We start from the raw sequence: 13174 nt of genomic DNA, 5'->3' as shown, positions 1-13174 counted from the left end.
AAGCAGGATCGATGGTAAACAAACAAATTAAAACAGGTCCGATTATGGCTGCTCTTTTTGTGGCAGGATTTGTGGGACTATTTAGTGAAACGGCATTAAATATTGCCTTAGGAGATTTAGCTCAAATATTTAATGCTAATGCAACAACAGTCGGATGGTTAGCAACAGGTTATTTCTTAACATTAGGTATTTTAGTGCCTGTAACCGGTATTTTGATGCAAAAGTTCACAACAAGACAAATGTTTTTGACTTCTATATCACTATCCCTTATCGGGACCATTTTAGCAGCAGTGGCACCTGTATTTAGTCTTTTATTGACGGCACGTGTTGTCCAGGCAGCAGGCTTAGCGATTGCTTTACCGTTAACGCAAAATGTTATTTTTACGATCTTTCCTCCAAATAAACGAGGCGCTGCGATGGGTGTGATGGGCTTAGTTATGTTAGCAGGTCCAGCATTAGGTCCAACCATTGCAGGACTTATATTAGATACATTATCCTGGCATTGGATTTTCTTGGTTACATTACCATTTTTACTGTTCTCTCTTATTTTCGGGGTGCTTTATTTGCCGAATGTAAATGAGGTTCGTAAGGTCTCGATTGATGCAGTATCGGTTATTCTTTCGACAATTGGATTCGGCGGGGTTGTTTACGGCTTCAGTGTATCTGGTGAGGCAGGCTGGACGAGTGGAACAGTTCTTGGATCCATCATTATTGGATTTATAGCACTGATTATTTTTGCGACTCGTCAAACGAAAATGGAGACTCCTATGCTGAATCTAATCGCATTTAAATATCCACTTTTCGTTCTTGGGGTCATTATGACTTTTATTACGTTCTTTAATATGTTGTCCATGCTCGTCATCTTACCGATGTATATGCAAATGACTCTATTAATTGCTGCTTTTACAACAGGGCTTATCCTGCTGCCAGGAAGCTTACTTAACTGCGTATTAGCTCCAACTATTGGACGTTTATTTGATAAATATGGTCCAAAAACGGTTATTACGCCTGGGACCATTTTAGTAGCGATTGGTTATGTCTTCTATTCACAATTTGGTACAGACACAGCTATATGGATGGTTGTGGTAACACATATTGTCATGATGCTGGGTATAGGTGCTGTTCTTGCTTCTGTCCAAACTAACACGTTAAATTCGCTTCCGAAACAGTACTATCCAGATGGAATTGCGTTAACTCAAACGCTTCAACAGGTCGCTGGCGCTATCGGTATTGCGGTATTGGTATCCATTTTTTCAGCCAAAGAGAATAGTTATTTAGCAGCCACTGCCAATGAACTGCCACAAGCAGCAGCAGCGGGATCATCAGTAGTATTTACTATTAGTTTAGTATTAGCGGTGATTAATGTTGTCCTATCGTTATTCATCAAAAGGCCTCATCAATCTTAAATATTGATATTGCACTTGGTCTACGATTAAGAATCTTTTTTTAGATAGTATAAGCTTCAAATAGAAGGAGATATGACAGATGGCAAATCATTATAAAAGTATCGTAGTAGCTGTAGACGGTTCAAAGGAAGCTGAATACGCATTTCACAAATCAATCGATGTTGCAAAACTTAACAAAAACGCAACTTTAAACATAGTAAACATTTTCAATACTCGTTCTTTCGAAGCATATGAACCCTCCACTGTTGAGCGTGCACAGCGCGCTTCAGAGGAACTTGTAAATGCCTACCAGTTAGAAGCTAAAGCTGAAGGTGTTACAAACGTAAAGGCAGTAGTCGAATACGGTTCTCCAAAAACGATCATCACGAAGGAGATCGCTGACTTTGTAGAGGCGGATTTAATTATTTGTGGTGCTACAGGGTTAAATGCTGTTGAACGTTACTTAATTGGTTCCGTGTCTGGATCTATCGTTCGTTCAGCTTCTTGTGATGTATTGGTTGTTCGTACACCTGAGTATTAGACTCTATCGTGAATAGAAAGTAACAAAAAAAAGAGCATCTGCTAAGCAAGTAGCGGGTGCTCTTTCATTTCTGCCTTAAAAGCCTATGCATTTAAAATTTCATGAATTTGTTCAAGACTATCAGTAGATAAGGTCACACCCGAAGCCTTTACATTTTCTAGCAGCTGCTCCGGACGGCTTGCTCCAATAAGAGCACTAGCCACATTTGGCTGTCTTAATATCCAAGCAAGTGCAAGCTGGCTTAAACTTAAATCCTCTTCCGCAGCAATTTTCTTTAACTGCTCTATTTTATCAAGGTTTTGCTCTGTAAGCACATGAGATAAATTTAAATCTTTTTGTGCGGCCCGGCTTTGTGCTGGAGGCAGCTCACCTTTTTTGTACTTTCCTGTTAACACACCTTGTGCTAAAGGTGAAAAGACCACTTGGCCGATTCCATGCTTTTCACTTACGGGAATAACTTCTTTTTCAATATAACGCTGAAGCATGCTGTAGTTAGGCTGATTTACAACAATACGGTCCAGCAGTTTTTTATCGGCAATATGGATTGCCTCCGTTATTTGTTCGGCTGTCCATTCACTTACACCTAGATAAAGAACTTTTCCATGGCGGACAAGGTCATCTAGCGCACGCAACGTTTCTTCTAGAGGGGTTTCGTGGTGAAAACGGTGACAATAATAAATATCAATATAATCCATGCCAAGGCGCTTTAAGCTGGCATCACATTGCTCCATAATATGTTTGCGTGATAGACCATGGTCATTTGGACCATCGCCCATATTTCCAAATACTTTTGTTGCCAGGACATAAGAGCTTCTTGGATATTTGCTTAACGCCTTTCCAACAACCTTCTCGGCCTCACCACGTATGTAAACGTTTGCTGTATCAAAAAAATTAATCCCTAATTCATAGGCTTGATCAATCGAAGCAACGGCATTTTGTTCTTCCACATATCCGCCATATGTAAGCCAACTTCCAAGACTGATTTCACTGACCTTTAATCCCGTATTGCCTAAACGTCGATATTGCATTTACCGTTTCCTCCAATACATTTCATTTTTAGGTACAATCTGTAAAAGTAGTAGTCTAACAATTCAAACTATACTACAGAAACATGGTTAGGTCTAATGTAATCTATGTAATATTTTTATAAATAATTGAGATTGAGGGTAGCCAATAGAGCTTATTGAAGACCGTAGATCAAAAAAAGGAGGCACAAGGGTAGTCACTAGAACTTTAATGACTGAATGGGAGCAGGAAAACGTGATAATACTTTAAGATACAAACTTTTAAGGAAGGGCCTGGTATCATGAAGGTTTTGTCGATGAAACAGCCATGGGCTAGTCTTTTTGTATTGAGAGAAGCCATATATGAAACAAGGACATGGAGAACCACCTATCGGGGACCATTGGCAATACATACAAGTAAACAAGTAGATAAAGCCGTATGCTCTCATAAAGCTATTCAAGCTTTACTCGGTAAACATGGATATACAGTGGATAATCTTCCAACTGGGAAGATTATCGCTGTTTGTAACTTGATTAATTGCTTAAAGGTAACAAACAATCAATCCACATGGGCCGTCCTAGAAAATGGCGTCATCGTATCAGAGAACAACTACTTCTTAGGAGACTTCAATGAAGGAAACTACGCCTGGGAAGTACAAGACATGAAGCTGCTAGACCAGCCGATTCCTGCAAAAGGACACCTAGGATTATGGGAATACGACATGTAAGTTGTCAGCCACTAGTGGACACTGTCTTTTTGTGGTGCCTGACACCATGATTAAACTTCACATTTTTCTTTAAAGTTACAGCGCTGGCACTTGTTTGAAGAGTTCTTCTCGAATTGGTCTATACTGAGTGGCTTATTCCTTGCGGGATTTTCGAGATAGCCAAGCATATGATAGATGCTTTCATTCATTAATACTTGAGCTGAGTCAATTTCAAACTGGGTTAATTGATATTCCTGGCTTTTGCCTGTTAACAAATACTCGTTCCGAAGGACGATGTCTTCAATCGGGATATCGTGCTTTTGTGAAAGGAATAGGGCATAAAGGGCAAGCTGTTTCCGGTCCTCCTCTGACTCCTTACCAGTTTTCCAATCGACTACAATCCATTTTCCTTGACTGACATCTTTATAAACAAAGTCGAGGACCACAAATACATCGACACCATTCACTTCAAACGTTTGAAAATCCTCTGAGTGCAGGACATGCATCTCTAACTTGTTCAGAATATCTTGATAGGTTTTACTCCTAAAGAAGTTATTCACACATAGCTGCAGCTTCGTTTTCGCAGAACTAATCTCATCAGGGCTTAGCCCATTACCGTAGTAGATTTCATGAAGCATCTGGTATCGCTTTGGTTTCTGGAACCAGTGCATGCGAAATCTGGTTGAATCTAAATAGGCTTTATTCAAGCCTTTCGTTACTAAAGCAATCATATCGTTTTCCATAAAGAGGCTTTTACCGCTTAGAAATTTTTTTAGCTGAAGGTCAATAACCTTATGGATTTCATCTCCTAAGAGAATGGGAATATTTTTGATATTTTTAAGACGGTAAGCGGCCTTGTTTTCTTCCGGTGCTTCATATTCCCAGCCATTATGAGATTCATAGTATTGATGATAATACTTTCGGGTGCACTCTAAAAAGGTCTTGTGCCTGGAATTGGACCAAGTAAATTCGGGATAATCGCGGTAAACGTACATAGTTTACTCCTCTTCACTAAATTCATAATAATTATAGATTCATTGTATTGGCATTGGGCTGCAAAAATCAATTGGCATGTTTTAGGCGATTATTAATGGTAATATTAAATTAACATCCTTATTGACAAAGGGAGGGTTTTTTTTGAAAAAAGCAGTGGCAAACATACAGTCAATATTAATTGCCGATCTTCCAGAGACATTTGTGACCAGAAGAATTCCAGAAGTTTCACTTGAGTTTGGGGGAATAAAAGGCGACCGTCATTTTGGGATAACGAGTAAGGCAGATTCAAGACAGCCCATGTACCCTAGAGGAACGGAGATACTAAACCGCAGGCAGATTACAATCGTGTCTGAGGAGGATTTAGCTCAAATTGCTAAAAAGCTAGAAATTGAAAAGGTACTGCCGGAGTGGTTAGGAGCAAATCTGTTGGTAAAGGGATATCCTGAATTAACGAAACTCACGCTAGGCTCAAGAATCCTCTTCCCAAGTGGAGCAGGCTTAATTTGTATGGGGGAAAATATGCCATGTACATTGCCTGGAGAAGAAATTCAAAAGCACTATGAGCAACATTCGAAGCTTGCCACTCGTTTTGTCAAAGCAGGCTATAAGCGGCGGGGGATTGTTTGTGCCGTCGAAAGGCCGGGGATTATCCATGAAACGGACGAAGTGCAGATCCTAGTGAATGATTACTCCAATCCGATGCAATGATCCAACAATTTTGAAAAGGCTGAAATAGCGGCTGACTCAAAAAAATTTTTGAGTCAGTTTTTCACTTATATAAAAATACTTTCAGATTTTCCTTCGTATCAAGTGTGGCCAGAAGAACGTTTTTAACCTCGGTTTTATATGAGCGATTTAAAGCGGAAATAACCCAACTTTCGTCCTTATGTATTTGTTTCAGCTCCTCTGAATTAATTCTGCCTTCCTTAATAATGGTCCTTGGCAATTCAAATGGGTCTGTTTTCATTTGACAGGAAGCAGGGGTAATCGGTTCGTATTTTGGATCTAAAAAGACGGATATTTTACCATCAGCCTCCCAAATCGCTAAGGAAACCTTTTTCAAATCCACCACTTTTTCTTCCCGCAATTCTTCTAATAAGGCATCAATGGTAATTCTCGCTTTCTTTAATCCTTTAAAAATAATTTCTCCGTCCTGGATGAGGGTGATGGGAGCATGGTTAACAAGTCTTCTAAACCAAGGTAATTTTAGATTCAGAAAAATACATCCAAGATATAAAACAACCAAGACAACTGTGGTGGTCATAGAACCCTTTAAATCCAGATGGTCGTCAGACAACGGATGGGCAATAATATTTCCAATTACTAACGCGATAACGAAATCAAGCAGTCTTAATTGGGAGATGGCCCGCTGCCCTAAAACTTTAGCCACTATCAGCAAAAAGAAAAAAACAACCACAGCCCGGAGAATCCACTCAATAATTGTCAGTGTATCCTGTGCTTGAGCAAAATCCATACTAGACACCATCCTTCGTACCATAAACTCCCACTTAGTTTAACACTGATGTTCTAATCATAATCCTAAAATGAGCTCATTTTTTTAAAACCAAAAAGGCCCAGTCCTTAGCTGTTAAAGGAATTGGGCCTTTTTCTAAAAACCAGAGGGACAAATGAACATAAGGACGACTTATTCTTCTTCAGTATAGGCTTCTACTGTTGTATCTCTACATTCCCAGCATTCAGTCCTATTTCTCTCCATAATTGATAACTCTTTTCCACAAGAAATGCAAATATCCATAGGTCCAGATTCCCCTTTCTAGTGAAAATGTTTTACAAGTATATGAGTACAAATAATCAAATATGCCTTTGTTTTTACATTTTATGATGGGGATATGCTTTTTTCCCTGAGTATCAAAATAGTTTTGGTGCTTAGTATGGATGATTTTTATTTTTAATCACTGGGAAAAAGGACAAAATTGTTTCAGGCTTGAGAAAGTACTGAAATGAATGAAGGGAGCGATGAGTTGGTTTGGAAGGTATCGTATTGGATAATAGGATGGGATTTTTAGTGATGAATGTTTAAGGACAGAATAGCGTACAAAGAGGGACCAAAATTACAAGGCGAATGAAGAATTCGATCATTTGGCAACTCCCTTATTATTTATTTGATAACCATAGTATAGGCATGATTTGTAAACTACCGACATTTGAATTGTAAATTTTATGTCAATTTTTCTAGAGGAAGGTTCCATTGCCCTTATCCTGTTTTGAAATCTTAGGATAGCAAATAACCATCATGACAAAATACCTATAGATTAAAAATGACATAAAATGTAAGATTGGTTAAAATACCTAAGGGAGTTAACAATGGGGAAGGTAAGAAAGAAATTTAGTGCAGCTCAAATATTTTTTGTGGCGACCTTTGTAGCAACTGCAAATACTGTATCAAATTCTTTCGTAATCTGGGATAACAAGATAGAATTAGGCCTATTTTCGGGTTTCACCTTTGTGGTTGGTCTAGTACTTGCAATCATTATTTTTAAGCAGAAAGAGTAACAAAGGACCTCGAAAAAGCTCCTTGTAATGAAAACCCAGTCTATTGCAGATAATTAATATATCAATGTTGCAAGGAGGGCACAAATGGAAACAAACAATTTTGATCCAAACCTAAATCCAACAGCTAAAAAGAACCAAGAAGAGAACCTAGAAATAAGTACTACTGGTTATGGACTTGAATCAGTTTCAAAAGAAACTGGAAAAGGCCGAGAGGCGCAAAAAACAAAGGGGACGCCCCCAGCTTGCGGAGGTTTGTAGCCAATTAAGCTAAAAGAAAATCCCCCAGCCCGAATGGTTTGGGGGATTTTCTTTGTGGATGACGGTTAATAAACGGACTGTCGACGTCCAGCTCCAGCGCTTTTGTTCTTATTTTACTCTTTTAAATACTTCTCCCGTAAATCAGCAACCCCCTCTTTGCATACTCCATATGAAAGCCAGGAGCATCCCTTACATATATAATCTAAATCATCAGGTTCCACCTTTTCAGCCGTTAATTGAATTAAAAAGGACTTATTGTAGACAGCACCTTCAATTAATCCTAGTTGACGAATGACGTTAAGGTCCATTGTTAAGACGTGCTCATTAGAACCAACGCTTGCCTCACAGGTCATTTTTCCCTTATGTGGACACGTACAGCAAGTATCATCTAATTCAGCTACCACTTGTATTGGAAAGTCTAATTGATCATCTCTGATTTGCTCAACAATTTCACTCATTTTTTTTACGAAATCGGGACTGTAGCCCATCCCACGAAAGCCATGTACGCATAATAAATGGTGACCCCGTAAACTCAAACTCAACGATATCACTCCTTTGTCATCCATTATACAGTTTTTTTCTGAATTTTTTATCAGATTTTCGTGATGTAAGCCCCAATAATTAATGTTAAAATTATTAGAAATATATTCCAAAAAATAAGTACATTACCTTGTACAAGGTAGATTATTTATTTGAAACTAAGATTAATTTTGGCATAAAAATGGAGGGGGCTTATGTTCTCGGAGATAAATGCAAAACTTGTTGAGATTCAAGGGGAATTACGAAAAAAAGACAAATATAATCTCCAGATGGAGGAATATAAAAGAGAATTATCAATGGTCATAAATATAATTGAAGAGTTACGAGCTCGGTTGAATTCAGAGCAGAAGGATGTTCATAAGTTGGAGAGTATCAGTCTGACGAACTTAATTGCTACACTAACTGGTACAAAGGATGAAAAACTAGCAAAAGAAAAACAAGAATTAATCGTAGCACAGCATAAATTGGAAGAGGCCGAAAAAACGAAAAGAGAAATAGACAAAGCGATGGAGGATTTGCGTGAAAAGCTGCTAAATCTTAATCGTGCGGAGTATAATTATCAGCAGCTACTCCTGCAAAAAGAGAATATAGTCAAAGCGAGTACATCGCCGTTTGCGGCCAAAGTGTTTGAACTAAGTGAGCAAGAAGGAGTTCTAAAATCATATGTAAACGAACTAGATGAAGCGAAAGCAGCAGGTAATGCTGTGGTGCGAACTCTTGCTCATGCAATTAGTGCACTTGAGAAAGCGGAAGGCTGGGGGACGTGGGATTTATTAGGTGGTGGAACGATTTCAGATTTGGTCAAACATCAACATATAGATAAAGCTGAAAAGTTTCTCCATCATGCTCAAACAGGCATGCGCCAATTCCAAAAGGAATTATTGGATATAAAAGAAACCGCTCTTCTTCAAGTCAATATTTCTGGAATGTTAAAGTTTGCCGATTTCTTTTTTGATGGGTTCATTGCGGATTTTATGGTTCAAGGTAAAATTCAAAAATCTTTGCAGAATACAAGAAATCAGTACGCTAAAATAAAAGAGATTTTGCAGAAGTTAGATGTGCTGGCGGATGAAAAAATGATAGAGTTAGAGGCAATTAAGAAGGAAAAGCTAGAGATTGTTGAGAGGTTGTAGAATATCAAAATAAAGTGAATACTTAGGAGGTAAAATCCATGACGCAGCACTTGAGTACCCTTATCATCATCAGCGCAATCTTTATTTTCGGTATCTACAGGCGGGTTCGCCGGAATATTGGCTGGCAGGAGCTTCATCCTCGTAAATTGGTGATCAGGACGTGTATTTTCTTTATTATTGGGCTGGCCTTTTTATCTGTAGGGCTTACCCATCCGATCAGCTTAATCTCAGATGTTGTCGGGATTCTAGTAGGTATCCTTCTCGGCTATTATGGGGCAGCTTTAACTACCTTTGAGAAGAGAGAAAAGCATTGGTATTACCGTCCAAATATATGGATAGGGAGCACGGTTACTTTCATCTTTTTAGCCAGGCTTATGTATCGTTTTTATCGGATGTACACATCTGGGATACTAACCGATACGGCACTACAAAAGCAAACAAATGGCTATCAAAATATTAGCGAAGCCGTCGGAAGTTCCTGGACAGCAGGACTATTGCTGATTATGTTTGCATATTACATTTTCTATTATTTAATTTTATTAAAGAAAAAGAAGCACTTTACTCAATCCGAAAATTAATATTGGTAAAAAATTTGGTTAAGCTCATCGACAAGCAAAGCGAGAATTACTTATTATCGTTATCGAATAAGCCTCTCTGTAAGTTAAGAGAGGCTAGACGTGATTATTGCTTAAAAAAGATTATTCTAGATAATTCTTACGCCCTGTTCATCAATAACGACTTTTTCATTTTCACTTAGGTTTGTAAATACTACTGGTGTAATAATTGAGGGTACTTTCTCTTGAATGAATTCAAAGTCAACCTCGAGCAGCTTTTGTCCCTTTTTAACGGTTTGCCCGTCCTTGACAAAAGAAGTGAAGCCTTCACCTTTTAAGTTGACTGTTTCAATTCCTACATGAATTAGAATCTCTTTTCCTTTATGATCAAGAAGGCTCACAGCATGCTTTGTTGGAAATATACTTATTACTTTTCCATCGACTGGTGAAACAACTGTTCCCTTTGTTGGCTGGATTGCAAAGCCATCTCCCATCATTTTTTGTGAGAAGACAGGGTCTGGAACGGTTTCGATTGGTACTAATTGTCCCTCTAACGGTTGTAAGATAAATGGATCACTTTCAACCGTTTTCTTTTTAAATAATCCTTTAAACATTTGAAAAACCACCTTTATGCGTTCTTTTATTGTGAAAAACAGGACTAAGGAACCGGTTCCAATTTTGATTAATGAATTTATAGAATTATCTTTTATTTTAATGACCTGCAGAAAAAAATTCAACAATTTTATTCTAAACGACTTTCTTCATGGAAAAAATGATTTTATACTAAAAAATAGATTACCAAGGAAGAAAAAATATTAAAATTAACCGATAGAATGAAAAATAAAAATTGGTTACATGAAAAATGAGGTTGAAGCTATGAAAACTATTGCAGACATTGCCCGATTATCTGGTGTTGCCAAGAGTACTGTTTCCAGGTATTTAAATGGTGGGTCTGTCGGCGAATTAACAAAGAAAAAGATTGAGCGGGTAATAAAAGAAACGGGTTATATTCCTAATACTTTTGCTCAAAGTTTAAAAGCAAAGAAACCAAATATTATTGGAACAATCGTGCCTCGGCTGGATTCCTACGCTACTTCACAAACTTTAATAGGAATAGACGAGCAGCTTAGGGAACTAAATTACCAAATGTTAATATCAAACACTAGTCAGGATCTAGATCGTGAAATCGAAAATATTTACACCATGGCTAGGCAAAAGGTTGCGGGAATTATTTTGCTTGCAACACAAATTACCGATACACACATTGAAGCATTCCAGCAGCTGCAAATACCTATTTTACTTGTTGGTCAGCAGCATCAAGCTGTGTATAGTCTCATCCATAATGATTTCGAGGCGGGTTATGATATAGGAAAATATGTAATCGCCAAGGGGCACCGGAAAATAGCCTATTTAGGAGTTACGGAACAAGATATTGCTGTCGGCGTCAATAGAAAAAAAGGGTTCACAAAGGCGATTCAAGAGGCGGGAGACTGTGAAGTTAACTATTATGAAACGAGCTTTAAAATGGCGGAGGCGATCAAAAGGGTTCCGGATATAATTGATAAGTTCAATCCCTCTATACTTGTTTGTGCAACAGATAACATAGCCCTTGGTGCTTTAAAAGCAGCTCATTTAAAGGGGATTAATGTACCGGATCACTTATCCATTACAGGCTTCGGAGGATATGAAGTTACAGAGATCATCCATCCTAGCTTAACGACTGTTCAGTTTTTTTATAAAGAGGCCGGACAAGTGGCTGCCCAAAGTATGGTTAAATTAATAAACAGTGAAGAATTAGCCCCAATTATTTTATCAAAATATAAAATAATTGAACGGGAAAGCGTTGACAATTTATTAAGTGGTAAATTATAATGTGTTTGGAATCGGTTCCATAAAGAACCGTTTTTCTAATCTAAAAAATAGAACCGGTTCCAGTAACTCTGCGTTTTATTTTTTTAACCCCGTTTGGAACCGGTTCTACAACAAGATAATTCTAAATAGATACCTAGAAACCATAAAAAAGGAGAATGAATCATGAACCACAAGGAAGTTGCACAAGCGATTTTGGATGCAATTGGCGGTAAAGAAAATGTCTCAGCTGCAGCACATTGTGCTACGCGACTACGTTTAGTTTTACATGACGAAGAAAAGGTGGACCAAGCTGCATTAGATGCAATTGATACGGTAAAAGGAACATTTTCTACAGCTGGACAATTCCAAATCATCTTAGGTTCTGGAATTGTTAATGAAGTATATAAACCATTTGTAAACCTTGCAGGGATTAACGAGATGTCAACAAGTCAGGTAAAAAATGCAGGAGCGAAAAAGCAAAATCCTCTTTTACAGTTAGTTAAGTTACTTTCTGATATTTTTGTTCCAATTATTCCAGCCATCGTTGCGGGCGGTTTATTAATGGGACTGAATAACTTATTAACGGCTAAAGATTTATTTATGGAAGGGAAATCCTTGATTGATGCGAATCCGGGTATCGCTGACTTAGCTGCGATGATTAATACGTTTGCAAATGCTGCCTTTGTATTTTTGCCAGTATTAATAGGGTTTTCGGCAACAAAACGATTTGGGGGAAATGCCTATTTAGGGGCTGCCCTTGGGATGATTATGGTTCATCCAGATTTGTTAAATGCCTATAGCTACGGAGCCGCTTTAGTCGATCACAAAGTACCAGTTTGGCACATACTTGGTTTTGATATTGAAAAAGTAGGCTATCAAGGAACGGTGCTGCCCGTTTTGGCTTCTTCTTTTATTCTAGCAAAAATAGAAATTAGTTTACGTAAAGTCATTCCATCTGCTTTGGATAATCTGTTAACACCACTATTATCGATTTTGGTAACTGGAGTTTTAACGTTTACCCTTGTAGGTCCGTTTATGAGAACAGCTGGTAACCTTTTCACAGACGGCCTTGTTTGGTTATATGATACGACGGGATTTGTTGGCGGCGCTCTATTAGGGTTATTCTATGCCCCGATCGTCATAACAGGTATGCATCAAAGCTTTGTTGCGGTTGAAACACAATTAATCTCCGATATTGCAAAAACGGGTGGCTCATTCCTATTCCCAATAGCAGCTATGTCAAACGTTGCTCAAGGTGCAGCAACTCTTGCTGTGTTGCTTGTGACGAAAGATAAAAAGCTGAAGAGTCTTGCTTCTGCTTCCGGTATTTCCGCACTATTAGGAATTACAGAGCCAGCGATGTTCGGTATCAATTTAAAGCTAAAATATCCATTTATAGGAGCGATTATTGGATCTGGTGTTGCATCAGGGTTTATCACCTTCTTTAAGGTAAAAGCTGTTGCATTGGGAGCGGCCGGCCTGCCAGGAATCATTTCAATCAAGCCGGGTTCCATTCTGTCTTATGTAATTGGAATGGCTATTTCAATTGTAGTAGCATTCGTCGTTACTTTTGTGCTGGCTAAGCGTGATTCTAGAAAAAGTACTTCGGCCAATAAGAAACAAGCGGCATAATTAATAACAAAGGGGGGAATCAGGTGATTCTCCTTTCTTTCATAAGGAGTTAGACAAAC

General features: G+C 38.3%; 15 protein-coding genes. 10 read left to right on the top strand and 5 right to left on the bottom strand.

Annotated elements, in window-relative coordinates; all coding sequences use genetic code 11:
• The first annotated feature begins 11 nt into the window (after positions 1-11).
• The gene (locus COD92_RS22935) at positions 12-1406 is read left to right on the top strand and encodes a DHA2 family efflux MFS transporter permease subunit (protein ID WP_098996576.1); all 1395 of its coding nucleotides are present in this window, start codon (positions 12-14) and stop codon (positions 1404-1406) included.
• Positions 1407-1485: 79 nt separating this feature from the next.
• Entirely contained in the window at positions 1486-1926 is a 441-nt protein-coding gene (locus COD92_RS22930; protein ID WP_098532176.1) for a universal stress protein, read from the top strand.
• 83 nt (positions 1927-2009) lie between these two features.
• Here the strand turns inward: COD92_RS22930 and COD92_RS22925 are convergent, their stop codons facing one another.
• Positions 2010-2954, bottom strand: a complete 945-nt coding sequence (locus COD92_RS22925) for an aldo/keto reductase family protein (protein ID WP_098532177.1) — start codon at positions 2952-2954, stop codon at positions 2010-2012.
• 278 nt (positions 2955-3232) lie between these two features.
• Here COD92_RS22925 and COD92_RS22920 point away from each other — a divergent pair, with 278 nt between their 5' ends.
• Positions 3233-3658, top strand: coding sequence for an ASCH domain-containing protein (locus COD92_RS22920; RefSeq protein ID WP_098532178.1), 426 nt, complete (start codon positions 3233-3235; stop codon positions 3656-3658).
• A gap of 50 nt (positions 3659-3708) precedes the next feature.
• Here the strand turns inward: COD92_RS22920 and COD92_RS22915 are convergent, their stop codons facing one another.
• Positions 3709-4632 (bottom strand): PD-(D/E)XK nuclease family protein, encoded by a 924-nt coding sequence (locus COD92_RS22915; protein ID WP_098532179.1) that lies wholly within the window; start codon positions 4630-4632, stop codon positions 3709-3711.
• A gap of 142 nt (positions 4633-4774) precedes the next feature.
• Here COD92_RS22915 and COD92_RS22910 point away from each other — a divergent pair, with 142 nt between their 5' ends.
• Positions 4775-5341 carry an MOSC domain-containing protein gene (locus tag COD92_RS22910; protein WP_098532180.1) on the top strand — a complete coding sequence of 189 codons (567 nt, stop codon included), beginning with the start codon at positions 4775-4777 and terminating at the stop codon, positions 5339-5341.
• A gap of 61 nt (positions 5342-5402) precedes the next feature.
• Here the strand turns inward: COD92_RS22910 and COD92_RS22905 are convergent, their stop codons facing one another.
• Positions 5403-6107, bottom strand: a complete 705-nt coding sequence (locus COD92_RS22905; protein ID WP_098532181.1) for a DUF421 domain-containing protein — start codon at positions 6105-6107, stop codon at positions 5403-5405.
• An 851-nt stretch (positions 6108-6958) separates the two neighbouring features.
• Between COD92_RS22905 and COD92_RS22900 the strand changes: the two genes are divergently transcribed.
• Entirely contained in the window at positions 6959-7147 is a 189-nt protein-coding gene (locus COD92_RS22900; protein WP_098532182.1) for a hypothetical protein, read from the top strand.
• A gap of 84 nt (positions 7148-7231) precedes the next feature.
• Positions 7232-7405, top strand: a complete 174-nt coding sequence (locus COD92_RS32215) for a hypothetical protein (RefSeq protein ID WP_176541331.1) — start codon at positions 7232-7234, stop codon at positions 7403-7405.
• A gap of 113 nt (positions 7406-7518) precedes the next feature.
• Here the strand turns inward: COD92_RS32215 and COD92_RS22895 are convergent, their stop codons facing one another.
• Positions 7519-7893: a DUF1284 domain-containing protein gene (locus COD92_RS22895; RefSeq protein ID WP_480254336.1), complete on the bottom strand. Its 375-nt coding sequence runs from the start codon at positions 7891-7893 to the stop codon at positions 7519-7521.
• A 246-nt stretch (positions 7894-8139) separates the two neighbouring features.
• On the opposite strand from COD92_RS22895, the gene COD92_RS22890 reads away from it, so the two are divergent.
• Together COD92_RS22890 and COD92_RS22885 are read left to right on the top strand one after the other, a co-directional pair.
• Entirely contained in the window at positions 8140-9078 is a 939-nt protein-coding gene (locus tag COD92_RS22890) for a hypothetical protein (protein ID WP_098532183.1), read from the top strand.
• Between the two features lie 38 nt (positions 9079-9116).
• Positions 9117-9656 (top strand): CcdC protein domain-containing protein, encoded by a 540-nt coding sequence (locus tag COD92_RS22885; RefSeq protein ID WP_098532184.1) that lies wholly within the window; start codon positions 9117-9119, stop codon positions 9654-9656.
• 125 nt (positions 9657-9781) lie between these two features.
• On the opposite strand, the gene COD92_RS22880 is transcribed toward COD92_RS22885, so the two are convergent.
• Positions 9782-10246, bottom strand: a complete 465-nt coding sequence (locus COD92_RS22880; RefSeq protein ID WP_098532185.1) for a PTS sugar transporter subunit IIA — start codon at positions 10244-10246, stop codon at positions 9782-9784.
• A 262-nt stretch (positions 10247-10508) separates the two neighbouring features.
• Here COD92_RS22880 and COD92_RS22875 point away from each other — a divergent pair, with 262 nt between their 5' ends.
• Positions 10509-11504 (top strand): LacI family DNA-binding transcriptional regulator, encoded by a 996-nt coding sequence (locus tag COD92_RS22875; protein ID WP_098532186.1) that lies wholly within the window; start codon positions 10509-10511, stop codon positions 11502-11504.
• A gap of 162 nt (positions 11505-11666) precedes the next feature.
• On the top strand, positions 11667-13115 hold the full coding sequence (locus COD92_RS22870; RefSeq protein ID WP_098532187.1) for a sucrose-specific PTS transporter subunit IIBC: 1449 nt from the start codon (positions 11667-11669) through the stop codon (positions 13113-13115).
• The last annotated feature ends 59 nt before the right edge of the window (positions 13116-13174 follow it).

It is taken from the genome of Bacillus sp. AFS037270 (assembly GCF_002585305.1).
Note: the sequence above shows the minus strand (reverse complement) of the source record. Positions and strands in the feature narration are given on the sequence as shown.